At 50.7% G+C, this 20255-nt stretch carries 12 protein-coding genes and 2 pseudogenes; 7 read left to right on the top strand and 7 right to left on the bottom strand.

Features of this window, described 5'->3' with window-relative positions; genetic code table 11:
* Positions 1-459 precede the first annotated feature (459 nt).
* Positions 460-716 (bottom strand): annotated as a pseudogene (locus WG891_RS12925) (Arm DNA-binding domain-containing protein); the annotation flags it as partial.
* Between the two features lie 538 nt (positions 717-1254).
* Here WG891_RS12925 and WG891_RS12920 point away from each other — a divergent pair.
* The 5 genes from WG891_RS12920 to WG891_RS12900 are packed head-to-tail and all read left to right on the top strand — an operon-like array spanning position 1255 to position 5402.
* Positions 1255-1899, top strand: a complete 645-nt coding sequence (locus tag WG891_RS12920) for a thermostable hemolysin (RefSeq protein WP_337263089.1) — start codon at positions 1255-1257, stop codon at positions 1897-1899.
* Positions 1896-3335, top strand: a complete 1440-nt coding sequence (locus WG891_RS12915) for an AMP-dependent synthetase/ligase (protein WP_337263088.1) — start codon at positions 1896-1898, stop codon at positions 3333-3335. Before WG891_RS12920 ends, WG891_RS12915 begins: the two co-directional genes overlap by 4 nt.
* A complete protein-coding gene (locus tag WG891_RS12910) occupies positions 3332-3988 on the top strand; it encodes a TenA family transcriptional regulator (RefSeq protein WP_337263087.1) in 657 nt (218 codons plus the stop codon). The genes WG891_RS12915 and WG891_RS12910 overlap by 4 nt, the downstream gene beginning before the upstream one ends.
* Positions 3985-4794: an SDR family oxidoreductase gene (locus WG891_RS12905; protein ID WP_337263086.1), complete on the top strand. Its 810-nt coding sequence runs from the start codon at positions 3985-3987 to the stop codon at positions 4792-4794. Before WG891_RS12910 ends, WG891_RS12905 begins: the two co-directional genes overlap by 4 nt.
* The gene (locus WG891_RS12900) at positions 4791-5402 is read left to right on the top strand and encodes a tetratricopeptide repeat protein (protein WP_337263085.1); all 612 of its coding nucleotides are present in this window, start codon (positions 4791-4793) and stop codon (positions 5400-5402) included. The genes WG891_RS12905 and WG891_RS12900 overlap by 4 nt, the downstream gene beginning before the upstream one ends.
* Before the next feature lie 139 nt (positions 5403-5541).
* Here WG891_RS12900 and WG891_RS12895 read toward each other — a convergent pair whose 3' ends face one another.
* The 3 genes from WG891_RS12895 to nagZ all read right to left on the bottom strand — a co-directional run bounded on the left by WG891_RS12895 (position 5542) and on the right by nagZ (position 10770).
* Complete coding sequence (locus WG891_RS12895) at positions 5542-7644, bottom strand: family 10 glycosylhydrolase (protein ID WP_337263084.1); 2103 nt, start codon at positions 7642-7644, stop codon at positions 5542-5544.
* Positions 7645-7816: 172 nt separating this feature from the next.
* Positions 7817-8812 carry an OmpG family monomeric porin gene (locus WG891_RS12890; protein WP_337263083.1) on the bottom strand — a complete coding sequence of 332 codons (996 nt, stop codon included), beginning with the start codon at positions 8810-8812 and terminating at the stop codon, positions 7817-7819.
* A 71-nt stretch (positions 8813-8883) separates the two neighbouring features.
* Positions 8884-10770 (bottom strand): beta-N-acetylhexosaminidase, encoded by a 1887-nt coding sequence (nagZ, locus tag WG891_RS12885; protein WP_337263082.1) that lies wholly within the window; start codon positions 10768-10770, stop codon positions 8884-8886.
* Between the two features lie 453 nt (positions 10771-11223).
* On the opposite strand from nagZ, the gene WG891_RS12880 reads away from it, so the two are divergent.
* Entirely contained in the window at positions 11224-11895 is a 672-nt protein-coding gene (locus WG891_RS12880) for a glycoside hydrolase family 16 protein (protein ID WP_337263081.1), read from the top strand.
* 154 nt (positions 11896-12049) lie between these two features.
* Here the strand turns inward: WG891_RS12880 and fdhF are convergent, their stop codons facing one another.
* From fdhF to aegA, 3 genes are all read right to left on the bottom strand, one after another.
* Positions 12050-14197, bottom strand: a complete 2148-nt coding sequence (gene fdhF / locus WG891_RS12875; protein WP_337263080.1) for a formate dehydrogenase subunit alpha — start codon at positions 14195-14197, stop codon at positions 12050-12052.
* A 22-nt stretch (positions 14198-14219) separates the two neighbouring features.
* A complete protein-coding gene (locus WG891_RS12870) occupies positions 14220-14750 on the bottom strand; it encodes a 4Fe-4S dicluster domain-containing protein (RefSeq protein ID WP_337263093.1) in 531 nt (176 codons plus the stop codon).
* A 226-nt stretch (positions 14751-14976) separates the two neighbouring features.
* Positions 14977-16986, bottom strand: coding sequence for a formate-dependent uric acid utilization protein AegA (gene aegA, locus WG891_RS12865; protein WP_337263079.1), 2010 nt, complete (start codon positions 16984-16986; stop codon positions 14977-14979).
* A gap of 314 nt (positions 16987-17300) precedes the next feature.
* Here aegA and WG891_RS12860 point away from each other — a divergent pair.
* A pseudogene (locus WG891_RS12860) lies at positions 17301-20237 on the top strand (HD domain-containing phosphohydrolase).
* Positions 20238-20255 lie beyond the last annotated feature (18 nt).

Here is a 20255-nt window from a genome sequence, read left to right as displayed (position 1 = left end):
TCACTGTGAGAATACTGTTTTGCCATATTTTGCCTCAGGTTCGTTGTATTGAATGAAGGCAGCATGTGGCAGCAGAGTTTTGTTAACAATATGAGTTCGCCGGACGCTTACAATGCTTGTAAGTAATTCGCATCAGAATGAAGTTGAATTGGTTCTGCATAAACATACGAGTAGCTGTTACATGGATGCAGAACTGGCGGCAATTATCCTTATCTATTTGCTCTCAGAACTGACTCTGCTAACGGGAAATGAGCTCACCGACGGCGAACCGTGCAGAATGCATTTCATGCTCCAGTGGCACGAACAAACCACACAGCAAGTTTCTGTATAAAATTCCTACGTTGGTGACGTTCAACTTCTTGAGCACGGATTTCCTCCTGTTCCTTTTGTCTCTGATTGGTTCGCAGCGTCGGATTTCTCTGCATAAATTCTCGGTAGGCTGATTCGGCAATGAGGGCATCGGGCTAGTTTCTCTTCTCTCTTCGCTACATTGGGAGCAATCCCAACAGCAATGCCCCTTTTAGCCTCTTCACGTTTACTACGAGCTTCAGCCAAAGTCACGTCGGGATAAACCCCAAGAGCAAGCAACTTCTCCTTGCCAGCAACACGGTACTTAAGCCGCCAATAATCAAAAGGTAAAGTCCCCCACCATCAGAGAGTTTGTAAGGTTCATCTTTTGGCTTTGCGGTATCAACCTGACGGGCGTTAAGTTTCACTGGGGGTATATCCATAAGACCGAACAGCACATACCCCAAATGTACCCCCATATGCATGTATATTTTGGGGGGTGCCAGTAGACGTCAGAATACAAGCGAGAGCTGGAAGATGCTGATTATAATGGTTTTCAGTGAACTGGAGTAGACTTTGAGAGATACTTGATTGGTGCGATAATAGGAGTAGAACCTAAGACCTTCGCCTTACGAAAGCAAGCCAACTCCAAAATGAGTACAAGAATGAGTATTCTTAAGACTAATTTTTAAATAAAACATAAATATCAATAAAATATAATTTAAATCACGGCTTAACGTTTAAATGGTTTTGCTCGTCCATATCATGACGAGCCATAAAGACCAATAAACCTTATAAAATCCACACGGTTGTGTGGATTTTTGTTTTCCAGCCGTCTCACCATCTACATACGCTCAGGCCCACTCAGCGCAGCCGTTTTTATATCAAAATGTAACATTCCTTCTTTCTTAAGCCTTTTCTAAGCCTTTATCGCTATATTTCCTCTTACCAGCAGAAGGAGTGAATATGAGCGTGCACATCCAAGCCCCTTATAAGCTTTTATTCTCTCGTGATAATGCTCACAGGGCGTTATTGCAGAACTACATACAGAACGAATATAGACGGGAGTTCAATGCAACCATCCCTCACTTCCTTCCTTACCTTCTGGGCATGTACCGGGCAGATGGGAAGCTGGTGGGAGCCTGCGGCCTGAACCGGGCGGATCTGGGGCCTTTGTATCTTGAGCATTATTTGGCTGCTCCCATTGAGGAGGTCATTGCTGTTCACACAGGTAAAACCGTATCGCGCAGTCACTTGGTTGAAATAGGCAACTTTGCCTGCGCTGAAGCCGGTAACGCACGAATCATGTTTGCCGCCATCTGTCAGCTCTTGTGCGATAACCAACTCGAGTATGTAGTATTTACCGGCACCAGGAAACTGAGGAATATCTTCCATCGGCTGCATCTGAACCCCGTTGAGCTGGCCCGGGCCCAGCCTGAGAGAATAGGCGAAGAGGTCAAAAACTGGGGGAAATATTACCAGCACCAACCCTACGTCATGATGGGTGAACTGAACCAAGGCCGCCAAGTTTTGAGTAAAACCAGTTTATTACTCTCGCTATTTGGCCCCATGCCAGGCATTTTCCCAGTGCAGACGAGCGTGCAACTATGATCCTTTTTGAGCGTATGCAACAGATCGCAGCGGCAGATCCTTCTCGGCCCGCATTATGCGATAGCCAACAAGTCATTAGCTACGCTGAGCTATTGCAAAAAACAGCCTCCCTGGCCGAGAAACTTAAAGCCGAGAAAATATCGCGGCTGGCCTTGTTTCTTGATAATGGGCTGGAGTGGGCAGTTATCGATCTTGCCTGCGCCTTGGCCAATGTTGTTCTCATCCCAGTGCCGGTTTTTTTCAGTGCCGAGCAGCAAGAGTGGCTGCTTGAAAGCAGCGGGGCCGATGCCCTGATTGGCGCAGCACGCATCGGTTGGACGACAACGCCCAACGTTGCACCAGCCTTGCAACGCCGGCGGCCGTTGTCCGTTGCTGAGTTACCGGCGCATACGGCGAAGATCACCTATACCTCGGGAACCACCGGGCAACCCAAAGGCGTTTGCCTGAGTTGGGAGCATCTGATGCGAGTCAGTGTATCGTTGGCAGAACGGGTGGCTCCGGCACAGATTCAGCAACATCTGACACTGCTGCCCCTTTCAACCCTGCTTGAAAATATCACTGGCCTGTATGTTCCGCTGTTAAGCGGTGCCTGCAGCCGAATACCCGCCCTGGCTGAAGTGGGGTTTACCGGCTCCAGCCAATTTTCTTACCAAACCCTCGCTCAAGCGATTGGGCTATGGCGCCCACATAGCCTGGTGCTGGTACCGGAACTGTTGCGCTTGCTGGTTATGCTATGCGGCATGCAGCCCGAACTGGCAAAAAGCTTACGTTTTATTGCGGTCGGTGGCGGCAAAGTGGCTGAAGAGTTAGTGGCCAAGTCGCATCAGCTAGGGCTGCCGGTTTTTGAGGGATACGGGCTGTCAGAATGCGCTTCGGTTGTAACCCTGAATGCACCCGGAAACGCCTTACCGGGTTCGGCAGGGAAACCGCTACCGCATTGTCAAATCAGCATCACCGAAGAGGGTGAGATCCACGTTTCCGGTGCGGCAATGCTGGGGTATCTAGGGGAACCTGCCGCCGGGTCTTGTATAGCAACCGGCGACTTAGGTTATCTGGATGACCAGGGTTTTCTGCATATTACCGGGCGTAAAAAGAACGTCCAGATCACCGCCTTCGGCCGCAATTTTTCACCGGAATGGGTCGAAGCCGAAGCCCAGCTGTTCCCGGCAGTATCACGCATTGTCGTCTTTGGTGACGGGCTACCCAGCAATGTTGCCTTAATTCACCCAACACCCGGTTATGAAAATAGCCTGGCAGAGCAGATATCCCAGCTAAATAGCCGTTTACCTGATTATGCACAGATTCACCACTATATTTTGGCGCAGCTCACGGTCGAAAACGGTTTGTTAACCGCTAACGGGCGGCCACGGCGGGCGCAAATCTTATCCCAGTATCAATCCCGCATCCACCAGTTAACCTCAGGAGATATTGTATGAGTTTTTATCAACAGCTACAGCATGATACAGCGTTGGACAGAGAAAAACTCCTTGCTGCTCCGATCATTGAGGCATGCCGGAATGGCAATATAAATGTCGAAATGTATATCGCCTTTCTGACACAGGCTTTCTATCACGTCAGTCATACCGTTCCTTTGTTGATGACGGCGGGTGGCCGCATGAACTCAGAGTATGAATGGGTTCGGGGCGCGATTGCGGAATATATTGACGAAGAATATGGGCACCAGGAATGGATCTTAAATGATATCAGGACTTGCGGTGGCGATGCCGAAGCGGTTCGCCACGGCCAGCCGGTTTTAGCCATTGAGTTGATGATTGCGTTTCTTTATGACTTTATCTCACGTTCTAACCCAATGGGTATTTTCGGTATGGTGCACGTCCTTGAGGGAACCAGCGTAGCGATTGCAACGACGGTTGCCCAGCAGTTGAAACAAGGGCTGGGGTTGCCTGCGAAAGCCATGAGTTATCTCAGTTCACACGGTGAGTTGGACAAAGAACACCTGGCCTTTTTTGCCACCTTAATGGACAAGGTCGAGAAAGCAGAAGATCGCGCCGCCATTGTTCACTCTGCCAAAGTTGTTTACCAACTTTACGGCGACATGCTGCGTGGCCTGCTGGAAAAATCACAATGAAACTCGCTAACTGCCGTATTTTACTCACCGGCGCCAGCGGTGGCATTGGGCAAGCGCTGGCCCACGCGTTGGCCAAACAAGGGGCGACGCTCATCTTACAAGGGCGCAATGAAGCCACGCTCAAACAGCTCCAGAATGCGTTGCCTAACGCAGAAAAACACACCCTATGGGTAGCCGATCTTTGTGATCCTGCAGCATTGGCCGAGCCAAAAGGCTTTCTCCGCCAACAGCAGCAGATTGATATCTTGATCAACAATGCCGGAACCAATCACTTTGCCTGGCTTGAAGATCACAGTGAGCAACAGATAACGCAGCAGTTATCGTTGAATATTCAAGCGCCGATCCTGTTAACGCAGGCCCTGCTGCCTTACATCAATCGGCCCGGAATCATTATGAATATCGGCTCCAGCTTTGGCAGCATTGGCTATGCCGGGTACAGCGTGTATTGCGCGAGTAAGTTTGCGCTACGTGGTTTTAGTGAGGCTCTCTCGCGGGAGCTCACCGGCTCAGGCATCAACGTGCTCTACTTTGCCCCTCGAGCCACGCAAACCGCGCTTAATTCTGACTCGGTTTACGCTATGAATAAGGAGTTAGGCACCCAAAGCGACAGTGCTGAATTTGTTGCCAAAGAGGCCGTCATCGCACTTAACAAAGAAATAAAGCGACGCTGGTTAGGCTGGCCGGAGCGGTTCTTTGTCAAACTGAATGCACTTTTCCCTGGTGTTGTAGATAAAGCGTTGGCCAAGCAGCGGCACATCATTGCACGCCACGCCAAAGCGTCCCTTGCAAAGGAGGATCCTCAATGAAAAAACGACTGTTGTCGCTCATGCTACTGGGCTGTAGCGCCGCCTATGCCCAAAGCGATTTGGTTGATATTCAGAATCAATGGGCCGTTTGCCAATATCAGGCTCCCGCAAAGCAAAAAGAGCATTGTCTGGAACAACTCAGCACCATTGCGGAGCAGGCCAGCTCGGCCAATGGCTCACGCGCAGATTTGCTGATTTGGTCAGCCATCGTCAAAAGCAGTTGGGCCGGTGAAAAAGGGGGACTCGGCGCTTTAGATCTGGTCAAGGATGCGAAAATGAAGCTGGAGTTGGCGCTGAAGCTGGATCCGAAAGCGCTGGATGGTTCAGCCTACACCAGCCTTGGCACGCTCTATTATCAGGTTCCCGGCTGGCCCATCGGCTTTGGCGATAAAAAGCAGGCTGAATCGTTGCTGAAACAGGCGTTACAGATTAACCCAACCGGTATAGATCCAAACTATTTCTACGGCGACTTTCTGTTAGAACAGGGCCGTAAAGCCGATGCCAAACTCTATTTACAAAAAGCGCAGGCCGCCCCGGCGCGCCCCGGCCGCGAGTTGGCAGATAAAGGGCGCCGCGAAGAGATTCAAAAACGGCTAGAAAAACTGTGAAATGCTAGCGGATAGCCTGAGGCAATTAACCGGCAAATCCCGGCGGATATTGCCCGCATAAATGCAAAATCCACGCAATGGCGTGGATTTTTTTCTTTCAATTTGCCACGGAAATTTCCGCTAGCGCACTGTCCTCCAATCAATCAGCCGTCACGGTGACCGGCGCCGTTTCATTCTGTGCTGCGTCGACCGCGCTTATCAGGTAAGTATAGCCTTCACCCACAGCGTTATTATCCTGATAGCGGAAGGTATTGGCTTTCCCCCGCCATACTTTGGCAATGATATTTTTGGGATCGGCAAAGATCGCACCTGACTTGCCGCTACCGCGATAAATCACATAGTAGCGCGTATCGTTATCCGAGCTATCTGCCCAGCTAAAGGCATTTTTACTGCCAGAGACGAAGCGTGCCTGCTGTGGCAGCGCGGTCACTTTATGATCCAGCCAAGGTTTGCTAGGAGGGAGCGTTGGCGTGCTGAGATAAGTTTGCGACAACTGTTCAATGGCCGCATTCTTTGCGCCATAAGCCCCCTGCTGTGCCACCGGTTGCGACGCAACATTAGAAACCAGCAGATCGTTGTAGCTAAAGAAAACGCTGCCCGAAACGTAGCTGAGATCCTGGTTGTAGCGCATCTGGTTAGGGATCTCCTCAGGGTTCATCCAGGCAGCATCGGAAGAACCGTTGGAAGCATGTTTGTAGTTAGCATGGCCGATGTAGAGCTGGGTATGCGAACCTTCCATTTGGTTATTCCACCAACTGGCAAGCTCGCCATAAGGTGCAGCCGCCTGGTCAAAACTCCAGTAAATCTGCGGCACAACATAGTCAACCAGTTCCTCTTTAACCCATTTACGCGTATCGGCAAAAATACTGCCGCTGTAAGACTGGGATGAACCGAGTGGTGTGTTGGAACCCAACTCGTTGCGCCCTTTATGCTCCCAAATACCAAACGGGCTGATCCCAAACTGCACCGCCGTGCCCTGCTGCTGATTATGCTGAGCGATCACATTCTGCACACGGCTAATCAAACGGGTAACGTTGTCGCGCCGCCAATCCTCAATACCTTGTGGTGTATCGGGATACTGGTTATTCACCAGACCGTAGGTTTCAAATGCCGCCCTATCCTCGCCTTTAGCCCCAAACTGCACAGTGGCACCATTAACCGTGATGCGATACGGGTAAAAGTAATCATCGAAATGAATGGCATCAACGTCGTAGCGGCGAACCACTTCTTCCACCGTACTTACCACATGTTCAATTACTTCCGGAATCGCCGGGTTTAAAAACAGCTTTTCATCAAAACTCAGTACCCATTGCGGATTTTTAGCCGCAAAGTTCTCTGAAGACATGATCCCGGCGCTGACCAGATAGCCAATCTGCTGTTCCGTGCTTAAGGCCAAGATCTCGTCGCTCGATAAGCCCTGACTATTATTTTTTAACAGACTGGTGATCTTGGCATTGGTCACCCGGTACGGGTTAAACCAGGCATGATATTCCATACCGCACTCGTGGGTCTGCTCAATCATCCAGGTTAAAGGATCATAGCCAGGATCTTTGCCTTGCTTACCACTGAGATACTGCGACCAGGGGTTAATCTCGGATGAATAATATGCATCCAGCATCGGACGGATCTGGAAGATCATCGCATTCATATTCAGCGCGCTGAAGCGGTCCAATATGCTCAGATAGGTCTGTTTAAAGGCCTGCTCGCTATTGACAAACGGCATGTTGAGATTGCCGATGGTCGCTACCCAAGCACTTCTGAAAGCATGCTTGGGTGCAATATAGTTATCGGGGATACTGATAAACTGATTAGCGCCTTTATAAAGATCAACGGGAAGATTACTGTCGTAACCGTACACCCCGTCACTGTTTTTAACGTATTTATATAAAGGCGAGTAAGTTTGTATCGGTTTATCAGTATTGCCGTTATCGGTGTTACCGTTTTCGGTATTGCCGTTTTCGGTATTGCCGTTTTCGGTATTGCCGTTTTCGGTATTGCCGTTTTCGGTATTGCCGTTATCGGTATTACCGTTATCGGTGTTACCGTTATCGGTGTTACCGTTATCGGTATTGCCGCTATCCGTCGTGTTGCTGTCCGTATTGTTGCTATCAGTGCTCCCCGTATCCGTCGTGGGAGTACCGTTGTTCGTCGTCGTTACACCAGAATCACAACCAAACAGCATTCCGCTAGCAAGAACCAGTGCAATCATTTTTGCTGCGATGGAAAGAGAATTATTGTGCATATACAGAGTCCTTTATGTGCCGTTAATATATATACCCGCCATCCTCCAAGTTGCAGGGCGTTGACGATGCTTTTCACCTTCCTGCAAATCGAATTATTTTGGGTATATGTCCATACCCTGCCCAAAAAACGGCCAAAGCGGGCCTTTACCGCTTCAGCCTCAGGCAATAGCATTACCAAGAATATTTGACACCGACGGAATATAAGCGGAAGTCCTGCCGGTTGTTATCCCCATAGGTAATGGTGACAACCTGGCTATTCTTCGACTTATCCCAGTGGGTGGTTTCCCATGCCACGTTGCTCCACAAGGTGACCTTGGAGGTCAGGTTATAATTAACAATCAAGCCGAGTCTTAACCCGCCTAAATCTGCGCTGTTGGTGGTTTCCCCAGTTAACGGGTTATAGTTTTTCTCACTCAGGAAGAAGCGGAAATAAGGTTGCAGATTCCATTCTTCATTAATCTTGGTAGGGAAATAGCCACGAATCTGATTCTGCTCCCAGGTTTTAGTACCACTGCTGTTCCAGGTCCAATCAGTGTAGTACATCAGTTTGGCACTGAAAGAGTCGTTAAAGCGATATTGGAAACCATGCTCACTTTCCCATTCCCACTGGTTGATATACGGGCCAGAGAAGGTGTTATCGTAATAATAGCCTGCATCCCAGAAAACAAAGGACAGTTGTTCGTTAAAATTGTACCCGCCGCTTGGGATTAACCAGTAAGAGTGGTATGAGTTTTTAGGCGGCTGTTCGGCCCTGACATCATTCGACTCTTTCCTGTAAACCAGGCTAAGATTCAGGTTGCCGTCAGTCCCTTTATAGAGTTTACGGTTAGCCTGTAACTGCAAGCGGTTACGATTATAGGACGTGGGCCGTGATTCATAGTTAGTGGTGTAGTTTCGCATAGAGACTTTATATTCCATAAAGTAGCTCCAGTCAGAATCAGGTTTGTTAAGACCTAATTGAAACGCTGGGCTGATCTTATCGAATACGCGTTCACCATTAACTCTGTGCCCTTTAAAATCCTCAACTTCCAGAAAGGTGTTAGTATTTATTTTCCATGGTAAAGCCTGCACTTCCTGGGCTTCAATCTGGTCATCTACTTTAGCCAGCGCAGAAAAAGGATGAGCGAACAGGGCCAGCGAAACTAATGCCAACTGATAGTTTTTCATATAATACAATGCCAAATTTGGTTAAAAGTAGTCCATGCCCGCGTTAACGGGCTATATCATTAAAGGTGAAATCAGTAAGTTAACCCATGCCCAAATGGGTAAATAATATCGCCCTGTGGGTTTCTAATATCTACAGGCAACTTGCCTTTTGGTGTATTAAGTGCTGTCTGAGCGCCGTTAGCTTTAAATAACGTTCTCACACCGGCTTTAATATTGGCTTCCAGGGAGTTGCGATTATTATTAGTCACATCAAAGCCAGTAATACCATAAATAGCTATGTTGGCTTTCACATTATCCAGATAGGCAATGTCGTAGGGGTTGCGGGAAGAGATAACAACTACGGGTTTATTCAGTGCAGCAGCCTGATCGATCACTTTCTGTGCCGCCGTGTGTTTGGCTTTCAAATTATAGGTGACCAGGATGACCAGATCGTTCGCCCGAATGTTTTCTGCCAAATTGGATGGTAGCGTATTTTCATCCAGTTTGAATGCTGAACTGGTTACCGCAATCTGCTGCCCTTTAAGTTCGCTGGCAATGTTTTGCAGCTCATTGCTGACAATCTTATTGCGGGCATTTTCATCAGAGATCACCAGCAGATTATTTTGCGCCTTCAGTTGATAAGGCAACAGGCGATCGTTCTTGATCAGCGTAATGGCGTTTTCAGCGACCTGCTTCTCAAAACGCTTATGCTCTGGTGATGCCACGACAGATTTCGCATAATCCAGCGTATGTGGGCTGTAAGGCGTCAGCTTGTTTGCCAATTTGGTCTGCACTACCTGCGTGGCCGCCTGCTGCAACCGCGCCGCAAGCTCCGGGTTTTTCTGGCTTTCCGTTTCAAGGTAGCGGTAGAGATCTTCCAGTTGAGCAATACCTTGCTGATCCCAGATATGCACCGGCATAACCAGCACGTCGCTACCCGCCATCAAGGCCTTTTCAGCCGCTTCAGCAGCACCGAAATTATCGACAATCGCGCCCATATCCAGCGCATCTGTAAATACCAGCCCTTTAAACTTCAGCTCATCACGCAGAATACCGCTGATGATTTTCTTGGATAACGTGGCTGGCAGACCAATTTCAGTGCCATCTTTTTTGGAGGTCACTTTGCTGCTATCCAGTGCAGGCACGATAATATGCGCCGTCAGCACTGCATCAAGACCATGGTCCACCGCGTTTTTGAACGGCACCAGATCCGTTTGCCGCCATTCACTTTCCGAATAAGAAACCTGTGGCAAGCCAAAGTGCGAATCGGTAGCGACGTTGCCATGGCCAGGGAAATGCTTCGCCGTCGCCAATACCGAGTTCTGATGCAACCCTTTGATGTAGGCAGCCGACATACCGTTAACCAACTCGATATTGCTGCCGAAAGAACGCACGCCGATCACCGGGTTGTTTTGATTGGTGTTAACATCCAACACCGGGGCAAAGTTAATATGTACACCCAGCGCGTTAAGTTCCGCGCCGTGCACTTCGCCCACCCGTTGCGCCATACTTTCATTACGCGTTGCCGCCAGCGCCATATTGCCCGGCATTTCTGTGCCTTCGCGCAGACGTGTCACATAGCCCCCTTCCTGATCGGTACTGATCAGCAAAGGCAGTTGATAGCTGGCTTTTTGCAGGTCTTGTATCAATTGATAACTTTGCGGCGTATCAATAAAGTTTTCACGGAACAGGATCACTGAGCCTAAATGATAATCAGTGATGACTTTGGCAAGTTCGGCTGGCAGAACCGTCACATTCTCAGGCTCTCCCGCGGCATTTTTGCCCCAGTTACGCACGTCCAGCATCAAGATTTGACCAATCTTTTCCCTGGTATTCATTTGTGCAACGATCCGTTCAGCATTTTCTTTTGGTGCTGCCCACAAATGCTGTTGTTGGCTGGCTGTCAACTGCGCAGCGGTGGCCGTTGCAGATAACCCGGCTATGCATGCTGCAATGGCCGTCATCCCAATTTTTTTCATTGTATTTCCTCATTATTATCCCTAGAAAATTTAAAATAATAAATTCCAAAAAATAAAACAAAAAAGAATTTAATATTCTTGTCATTGGTCACATTCCTTATCAACAAGAACAATAATTCGCCTTAGATTTAGGATATACCTTATGTGGTAAGCCAGTGACTTTCAGAAATGATAGACATGCCAAACGAGCAATACATAGCACCATTAAAAATAAATAAATTAGTTAAAAATATCAAAAAAAACACGATACATAATCGCCAACACCAAATCATTCACAAAACAAATGATTTTTATTTATATTTATTATATTTTAATGATTAATACTCAGGCGCTGAATAAAAAATAGGCAATGTGTTTAATGCTTGCTCATGCGCATGTTTCTTATGGATATTAATGAGGTATAGTTCTTAAGACACGGTGAGTTTCCCTATCCTTTACCTCCGGCCGATAAAAATGAAAATTGCACACCAAAGAATCATTAATGGCAAAAAATACCAGTTGGAATTTTATGATGGCTTTGATCAGGGTGAACTCGATAAAACACGCTGGCTGCCTTATTACCTGCCACAATGGAGCAACCGGGAGCTATCTGAACCCCGATTTACATTTTCTGAAAGTGGATTTTCTCTGAATATTGAGCCAGACCAGCAACCCTGGTGCCCCGAATTTAATGGTGCCGTCAGAGTTTCCTCGTTGCAGACCGGCGTATACTCGGGCCCATTAGGATCGTCAGTTGGCCAACATCGTTTTTCACCCGATTGCCGAGTGCGTGAAGTGCAGATCGCCGAAAGAAAGTATCTGCCTAGATACGGCTATTTCGAACTGAGAGCCCGATGTGAGATGGCCGCAAACAATGTCGCCGCACTGTGGATGATCGGTTATGAAGATCTGCCGGAGCGTTCCGCCGAGATTTGTCTGTTTGAACTGAAAGGCAAAAATATCCATCGCGAGCATGCCGTGATTGGGTACGGTGTGCATCCTTTTGGCGATACGAAGATTGTTGATGAATTCTATGAAGATCCCTTCGAGCTGGATGTCACAGCGTTCAACACTTACGCCATTGCCTGGGCAGAGGAACACATTGATTTCTTCATCAATCAGCGAAAAGTACGCACCATCCGCTAGTCACCGGATTATGAAATGCAGTTGATGCTCAATATTTATGATCTTGAGAACAGAAACGCAGAAAATATGCGTTTCTTTATCGATTACGTGGCGGGGTTCCGCCTTTCGGGCGATTAAATCACCACGCCCAATGGGGCGTGGTGTCTCCTTCCCATCAGGCGCTCGGAGCCGCCTCAAGCAGCTGTTTTTTCAGGGCGCCGTATTGCTGTTGCACCTCTGCCTCCGCCCAGGCCTGATCGGCAATAGCCTCCACCCGTACCGCACAATGTTTGAACTCTGGCGTCTTGGATACCGGATCAACATGGTCCAGCGTCAGCTCATTACAGGCACCAACCCACCACTGATAGGTCATATAAACCGCACCAGCATTCACCCGCTCGGTGACGTCGGCACGCGCCATCACCTTGCCACGGCGTGAGGCGATCCACACCAGCGCCTGGTCTTCGATCCCCTGCAGAGCGGCGTCATCCGGGTGGATCTGCACATAGCCAGGTTCATCTGCCAAGGTTTGTAATGCCGAACAGTTACCGGTCATTGAGCGACAGCTGTAGTGGCCCACTTCACGCACCGTGCACAGCGCCAGCGGATAGGCTTGGTCCGTTTTCTCATGCGGCGGGATCCACTCAGCACTGCACAGGTAACCTTTGCCCGTCGGCGTACTGAATTTATTGCCTTGATACAGATAAGGTGTGCCAGGGTGATCTTCACTCGGGCAAGGCCAGGCGACATACCCCAAACCGGCCATTTTTTCGTAGGTTGCACCATAGAAGTTCGGGCATAGCTGGCGTAGCTCATCCCAGATTTCTTGGGTGTTACGATAAGACATTGGGTAACCCATGGCACTGGCCAGCAGGCTGATGATTTCCCAATCGGGCTTCACATCACCGACCGGTTCAATCGCCTTGCTGAAGCGCTGAAAACCACGATCGGCGCAGGTATAAACCCCTTCATGCTCCCCCCAAGAGGTGGCGGGCAGGACCACATCCGCCATATAGGCAGTTTTAGTCATGAAGATGTCCTGCACAATCACCAGTTCCAACTGTTCAAAGGCGGTGCGCATCGCCGCCAGATCCGGTTCGGTCTGGATCGGATCTTCACCAAAAATGTAATAGGCTTTCAGCTTGCCCTCGGCCACCTTGTGCGGCACATCGGTGATGGAATAACCAATCTCCATCGGCAAACGGTCAACACCCCAGGCTTTAGCAAATTTGGCGCTGGCCACGGCATCGCTGACTTTCTCATAACCGGGGAAGGTATTGGGCAGCACGCCCATATCGCAGGCGCCCTGCACGTTATTCTGGCCACGCACCGGGCCGACCCCAACGTTTGGCCGCCCCAGATTGCCGGTCAGCAACGCCAGTGAAGATAACCCCTTGACCACATCCACCGCCTGCCCCCACTGGGTGACGCCCATCCCCCAAAGAATGGTGGCAGTTGGAGCGGCGGCATAGGTGCGAATGGCTGTGCGGATTTGCTGCGCCGTTAAACCGGTAATACCGGCCACGTATTCCGGTGTGTATTTCGCCACCGTCTGGCGCAGTTGGTCGAACCCTTCGGTATAGGCTTCAACATAGCTCTTATTGTATAGCCCTTCTTCGATCAGCACATGAACAAAGGCATTGACCAGCGCCATGTTGCTGCCGTTTTTCAGCGGTAACCATTGATCGGCAATGCGCGCAGTTTCAATGTAACGCGGATCGCAGACGATCACTTTGGCCCCTTTGGCTTTCGCCTTCAGGATGCGCCGCGCCACAATCGGGTGCGAATCTGCCGCGTTGTAGCCGAAGATCAGCAAACATTCGGTATTTTCCAGCTCATTAATCGAGTTGCTCATTGCCCCGTTGCCGAGCGTTTGCTGTAACCCCGCCACCGAGGGGCCGTGGCACAGGCGGGCGCAGCAGTCGACGTTATTGGTGCCGATCACCGCCCGGGCAAATTTCTGCATAACATAATTGGCTTCGTTGCCTGGGCCACGCGAAGAACCCGTCATCATGATCGCATCCGCGCCGTGCCGTTGCTTGATGGCCGACAGCTTTGCGCTGATGTAGCTGATGGCTTCATCCCAACTGACTTTTTCAAACTCACCGCCGCGCTGGCGGCGGATCAACGGGGAAGTCAGGCGCGGGGTCAGTAGTTTGGTATCCTGCAGGAAATCCCAGCCGTAATAGCCTTTCAGGCACAGTTCACCCTGGTTGGTAACGCCATTAGCCGGTTGGGCACTGACAATTTTGCCCTTCTCCACCAGCAGATTCAGTTTGCAGCCAGAACCGCAGTACGGGCAAACGGTTGTGATTTTTTCCATTATGTTTCTTCCTGTACGGTGGTTATTGCAACAGATTCGGCGCAGAGCCGAGTGCGGCGCGCAGTTGTTTTTCCCGCTGCATCGCTTGCAGGTCTGCGGGTTTGATCAGCTTCAGCGCCGCCGTTGGGCAAACCTCGATACAGGCCGGGCCAGCGCTGCGGCCATCGCAAAGATCGCATTTATTGGCCTGTGCGCGGCTATGGGTGCTGCCATCACGGCTGCTGGTGTGATTATCCACCACTTCCATCGCACCATACGGGCATACCACCATGCAGGTTTTGCAGCCGATGCAGCGCGACTGCATCACCTGCACACTGCCGTTATGGTTATAGATCGCTTCGTTCGGGCAGGCATTCAGGCAAGGGGCATTCTCGCACTGGCGGCACAGCATCGGAGCGCTGACGCTGAAGGTTTTCATCACTTTCAGCCGCGGGTTAAAGTTTTCTGGCGTCAGCGGCTGTGGGTTTTCCCCCAGGTGCGCCATTGCACAGGCAATCTCACAGGTGCGGCAACCGATACACTGCTGCATGTCGGCGATCACAAATTGATTCATCATTTCTCTCCTCAAAGCCTACCCCAATAGGCGTAATTGTTGCAGGCAGTTTGAACACGGACAGCGCGGAGGAACCGGAGCGTACACGAAGTACGTGAGGATGACTCACTTCGTTCGCCCTCCGGGTCGCCCATTCGGGCGTTCAAAGACTAAAGTCTTTGTCTGAGCACTGCCCTGGTTCAAAATGGCAAATAAAATAGCCTATTGGCTAGGCTATTAGGCCGCGCTATAACACATTGAGATAATAGGCAATGCTTTCTGCAGCTTTGCGCCCTTCTGCGATGGCCGTCACGATCAGATCGGCCCCGCGCACAATATCGCCACCGGCAAAAATCTTACGGTTGCTGGTCTGGTAGGGATAACCCGCTACGGTCGGTGCCACCACCCGCCCTTGGCGATCCAGCACCACATTGTGCTCGGCCAGCCAACTCATGCGGTGCGGGCTAAAACCAAAGGCCATGATCACCGCATCGGCTGGCACGATATGCTCAGAACCCGCCACCACCACCGCCTGCCGCCGCCCTTGGCTGTCGGCCGCGCCCATTTCGGTGCGCTGCATCTTAATGCCGCTGACGTTACCGTGTTTGTCCAGCACTATGCCCAGCGGTTGCAGATTGAACATAAATTCGGCGCCCTCTTCACGGGCATTTTTCACTTCCCGCTTGGAACCCGGCATGCTCTTCTCATCACGGCGATAGGCGCAGATCACCTGCGTTGCCCCATGGCGCAGCGAGGTGCGCACACAGTCCATGGCGGTATCACCGCCCCCCAGTACAATCACCCGTTTGCCCGCCATGTTGATATAGGGGCTCTGCGGATTTTCGGGGTAACCCATCAGGTGTTGCGTATTGGCAATCAGGAACGGCAACGCGGCATGAACCTGCGGCGCATCCTCATTCTCCAACCCGGAGCTCATGGATTTGTACGTCCCGACCCCGAGAAACAGCGCGTCATACTCGTTCAGCAGAGCCTCCATCGACACATCTTTGCCAATCTCGGTATTCAGCCTGAATTCGACCCCCATATCGCTGAAGATTTCGCGCCTTCTGGCCATTACGTCTTTTTCCAGCTTGAAGGCGGGAATACCGAAGGTCAGCAGGCCGCCAATTTCCGGGTAACGATCAAACACCACCGGTTTAATCCCGTTACGCACCAGAATGTCGGCACAGCCGAGCCCCGCCGGGCCTGCGCCGATAATCGCCACCCGCTTGCCGCTGCTTTTGACCGCGGACATATCTGGCCGCCAGCCCATCGCGAAGGCGGTTTCGGTGATATAGCGCTCAATATTGCCGATGGTGACCGCGCCGCCGTGGCCGTTCAGGGTGCAGGATTGCTCGCACAGCCGATCCTGTGGGCAAACCCGGCCACAGACTTCCGGCAGGCTGCTGGTCTGGTGTGACAGCTCGGCGGCTTCCCAGATGCGGCCCTGATCGGCCAGCTTGATCCATTGTGGGATCTGGTTATGCAGCGGGCAGGTCCAGGAACAGATGCTTTGCTTGCCACAGTTCAGGCAACGCTCTGCCTGCTGGTGGATCTGCTGCTCATTGAATGGCTGGTAAATTTCCGCAAAGGTGGTTTTACGTAACTCAAGCGGGATCTTGTTGGCTTCCAAGCGCGGTGCTCGGGGCTGTTGCAGCAAATTGCGGATCGGTTTTGGCTGCGCCTGATGATTCCGCACTGCTGGCTGGTTGGCAACGCTGCCAAACAGCTGGCTGTGGAGATCGCGCGCCGCCGTGCGCTGGCGCTTTCGCATCTGCTGTTCGGCCAGCGTTTTACTATCAACCAGGCTCAGCGCGTGGGTCGGGCAGGCGCGCACGCAGGCCGGATCCTGGTTGAGATCGCTACACAGATCGCATTTCTGTGCTTCCGTTTTCTGATAGCTGTCTGCCAGGCGATGATTGGCCGGCTGCACGGTTTCAGTCACCACCGTCATCATGCCAAACGGGCAAGCCACCGCGCAGGCTTTGCAGCCAATGCATTTTTCCTGGCTCACCTGAATGCTGTCATGACCTTGGACTATCGCCCCGGTCGGGCAAACATTAGCGCAAGGCGCATCTTCGCAGTGATGGCAGAACACCGCCGTATTGGCACTCGGGCCTTGGATCACTTTCACCCGCGGCGTGAAATACTCCCGCTGAATGGGATAGTCCCCATGATGATGAGCCGTCACGCAAGCCACTTCGCAGCTTCGGCAGCCAATACAGGCCTCTGATTCTGCAACGATAAATTGATTCATAGTATCCTTTCCGAACAATTTGGCTGAAAAAGGCATAAATAGAGTTAGCGTTATGACCTTCTATATCGCTGGCGTAGGCAGGTATCTTCTGGGTTATAACCATGTAAATGTAATGGTTAAAATTAATGACATTCCATGACATTCCGCATGAAAAAAGCGTACTGCAAAAAATTATGCAAAATTGCTCAGAAAAGTGGAGAACTTGCGCGAGATAAGGCAATGAGAAAAAGCACTTTAGGGTACAAACTTCAGCAGCTTGCCGCACGTCGTCTATGATTAGAACAGTTGGAAAACACGCATCTAAGGTTATTCCTATGCTAAGCCATTTATCCGGGCTAAAAAATCGTTACCCACTGCACATCCAGATTGCTGCGCTGTTTACACTGTTGATTGTTACCATCGGCAGCGTGATCGTGATTTTCAGCCATAGCCAACTGACCAAGTTAAGCGAGATTAGCGCCAACCAGCAGTATCAGAAAACCGGTGAGGCCATTGCCGCTGAATTGGATGCGGTGACGCGCACCATGATGATGTCGGTCAATATCCTGGCGGGGATGCCCATTAACGGAGCCGCAACGTTAGAGCAGCGAATGGCCTCCGTGAGCAAATTTGTCGAAATACTCAACCAGAATGACTATGCCAGTTCGGTCTACGTCGGCTACCCCAATGGGGATTTCTTTATGCTGCGGCGTATTACGGCCGCTAACCGCGCTTTTTTCAACGCAGCGGATAATGTGCACTGGCTGGTGCAGAGTAACCGTTTTTTAACCAGCAAGCCGGAAAAGCTCCTCACTTATCTTGACGCTAACCAACAGGTGATCAGCAGTAAAGTCGTCGATGACCCTCCGTTTGATCCCCGCTCCCGTGACTGGTTTATTCTGGCCTCAAAGCAATCTGGCTTGGTGGTCTCGCCAACTTATACCTTCAAAGGTACTGGCGAGACCGGTTTCACTTATAGCCGGCGGGCAGATAATCAACATGCGGTGATCGGCATGGATGTTTCTTTGGCCTCGCTGTCTCAATTCCTGCACCGCCAGGGGCTGCCCCCCAGCAGCCAGGCGGCTGTCGTTAATTTTGCTAATGAAGTTATCGCCAGCCAGCCACAGCTCAACCGTGATGGCAGGCTGGATGATGAGGGTTTTAACCGCATTGAACGTATGCCCGTATTAAAAACGTTACTCGCTTTTCACCATGACAATGCCACTAATAGCGCCAATAACAGCATTCAGTTTAAAGCGCAGGGCCAGGACTGGTACGGTGCCATAATCAACATTGAAAATACGACCCACCACTATCATCTGGTGATCGCCACACCATCCGCCTATCTCACCATGGGGGCGAATTCAATTCGTAACCGCTCAACGCTGGTGGCCTTTATTCTGTTGTTGTTTAGCCTGCCGCTAGTCTGGTATTTCTCATTACGCATCTCCAGACCACTGATTAGCCTGCGCAAAGACGCCGAGGCCATCAGCAATCTGATCTTTGATGATAGAGAACGTTAGCACTCGGTCATTGAAGAGGTTGATGACTTACATCGTGCCATGTCAAAGATGAAACAAACGCTGAAGCAATTTATCTCGATGGGCAGCATATTGTCGGCCAAAGATAACTTTCCGCAGCAAATGCAGGGGCTGCTGAATGAAACCGCAGATATCGCGGCCATGAACGGCGGCGTGATTTTCCTGGCGGATAAAAACAACGATATCTTTACCCCTACCGCGTTTCACTGGAACGATGAAGATATCCCGCTGACAGAGATTGCCTCACTCCAATTTGATAAAAACGATCTTGCCACCTTTTGGCAAATACGCGAAGGCCAGTCGGTTTCCGGGGTGTTGGATAACGAACATATTCCCAACCCGCTGCGCTCCTTTTTCCAAACTTATCTTCCTCTGCAGTATATTGCCGTCCCTATGCAGACCCATGATGAAGAGTTATTGGGCTTCTTACTGCTGCTTAACACCGCTGAATTAACTACCGAACGCAAGAGCGCCAAAATACAGCTGGTTAACGCGCTGGTCGGCAGCCTCTCTGTCGCCATAGAAACGCAGTACCTGTTGCAAGAGCAAAAAAATCTGCTGAATGCTTTTATTGAACTGATCGCCGGGGCGATCGACGCCAAAAGCGCCTATACCGGCGGCCATTGCCAACGGGTGCCTGAGATCACCAAAATGCTGGCCAAAGCGGCGGTTGATGTGCAAGACGGCCCGTTCGCGGATTTCGCCCTGTCGGAAAACGAGTGGGAAGAGCTCCATATCGCCTGCTGGCTGCACGACTGCGGCAAGATCACTACGCCTGAATTTGTGGTGGATAAAGCCACCAAGCTGGAGCTGATTTACGATCGCATCCACGAAATACGCATGCGCTTTGAGGTGCTGAAAAGAGAAAAAGAGATCCTCTCTCTGCGTAACCGCCTGCCTGGCAACGATGATCTGGCGGAACAGCAGCTGGCTGAGGAATTGCGTCAGTTGGATGAGGATTTCTATTTTATCGCTCAATGTAACGTTGGCGGTGAGTTTCTTTCCGACGAGGCGCTCGCGCGCATTCGGCAAATCGCCAGCTATCAGTGGACCCGAACGCTGGACGATACCGCCGGGGTGTCCCAGGCTGAATGGGCACGTAAAACGCGCCAGCCAGCACCTGAGCTGCCGGTGCAGGAAGCCATGCTGGCAGATAAAGAAGAGCATATCATCTACCGGGATAGCAAAAACCACCTGCCGGAGAGCTACAACTTTAAGCTCAAGGAACCCACTTATCTGTATAACTATGGGGAGATTTATAACCTCTCAGTTCGCCGGGGCACGCTGAACGAAGAAGAGCGTTATAAGATCAACGAGCATATTATGCAGACCATTATCATGCTGAAAAAGCTGCCGTTCCCGCGCACCATGGCCAATGTGCCGGTAATTGCCGGTGGTCATCATGAGCGTATGGACGGTAAGGGTTACCCTTATCAATTGAACTATCAGCAAATGAGCATTCCGGTCAGGATGATGGCGATTGCCGACGTGTTTGAAGCCTTGACCGCCGCCGACCGCCCTTATAAACAGGGGAAAATGTTATCGGAATCGCTGAAGATCATGGCGGCAATGGTGAACGAAAATCACCTGGATCGTGAGCTGTTTATTCTCTTCCTGCAATCGGGTGTCTGGCATGATTACGGCGTGGCCTATTTACAGGCAGATAAGGTTGATGAAGTGGATATTGCGGCGCTGATCCAAAAGCTCGGCCCGCAAAATATCACCCTGTGATAATAGGTTTGTTAAGAA

This window comes from Serratia sp. MMO-28, assembly GCF_037199905.1.
In the GTDB taxonomy this organism is placed as follows: domain Bacteria; phylum Pseudomonadota; class Gammaproteobacteria; order Enterobacterales; family Enterobacteriaceae; genus Chania; species Chania oryzae.
This window is presented reverse-complemented; position numbering and strand designations above follow the sequence as displayed.

Excerpts from the sequence above, each read along its gene's own strand:
- WG891_RS12890 (WP_337263083.1), bottom strand. The coding sequence starts at position 8,812 with ATGAAAAACTATCAGTTGGCATTAGTTTCGCTGGCCCTGTTCGCTCAT.
- WG891_RS12915 (WP_337263088.1), top strand. The coding sequence starts at position 1,896 with ATGATCCTTTTTGAGCGTATGCAACAGATCGCAGCGGCAGATCCTTCT.
- WG891_RS12910 (WP_337263087.1), top strand. The coding sequence starts at position 3,332 with ATGAGTTTTTATCAACAGCTACAGCATGATACAGCGTTGGACAGAGAA.
- fdhF (WP_337263080.1), bottom strand. The coding sequence starts at position 14,197 with ATGGAAAAAATCACAACCGTTTGCCCGTACTGCGGTTCTGGCTGCAAA.
- WG891_RS12870 (WP_337263093.1), bottom strand. The coding sequence starts at position 14,750 with ATGAATCAATTTGTGATCGCCGACATGCAGCAGTGTATCGGTTGCCGC.
- WG891_RS12895 (WP_337263084.1), bottom strand. The coding sequence starts at position 7,644 with ATGCACAATAATTCTCTTTCCATCGCAGCAAAAATGATTGCACTGGTT.
- nagZ (WP_337263082.1), bottom strand. The coding sequence starts at position 10,770 with ATGAAAAAAATTGGGATGACGGCCATTGCAGCATGCATAGCCGGGTTA.
- WG891_RS12905 (WP_337263086.1), top strand. The coding sequence starts at position 3,985 with ATGAAACTCGCTAACTGCCGTATTTTACTCACCGGCGCCAGCGGTGGC.
- aegA (WP_337263079.1), bottom strand. The coding sequence starts at position 16,986 with ATGAATCAATTTATCGTTGCAGAATCAGAGGCCTGTATTGGCTGCCGA.
- WG891_RS12920 (WP_337263089.1), top strand. The coding sequence starts at position 1,255 with ATGAGCGTGCACATCCAAGCCCCTTATAAGCTTTTATTCTCTCGTGAT.
- WG891_RS12880 (WP_337263081.1), top strand. The coding sequence starts at position 11,224 with ATGAAAATTGCACACCAAAGAATCATTAATGGCAAAAAATACCAGTTG.
- WG891_RS12900 (WP_337263085.1), top strand. The coding sequence starts at position 4,791 with ATGAAAAAACGACTGTTGTCGCTCATGCTACTGGGCTGTAGCGCCGCC.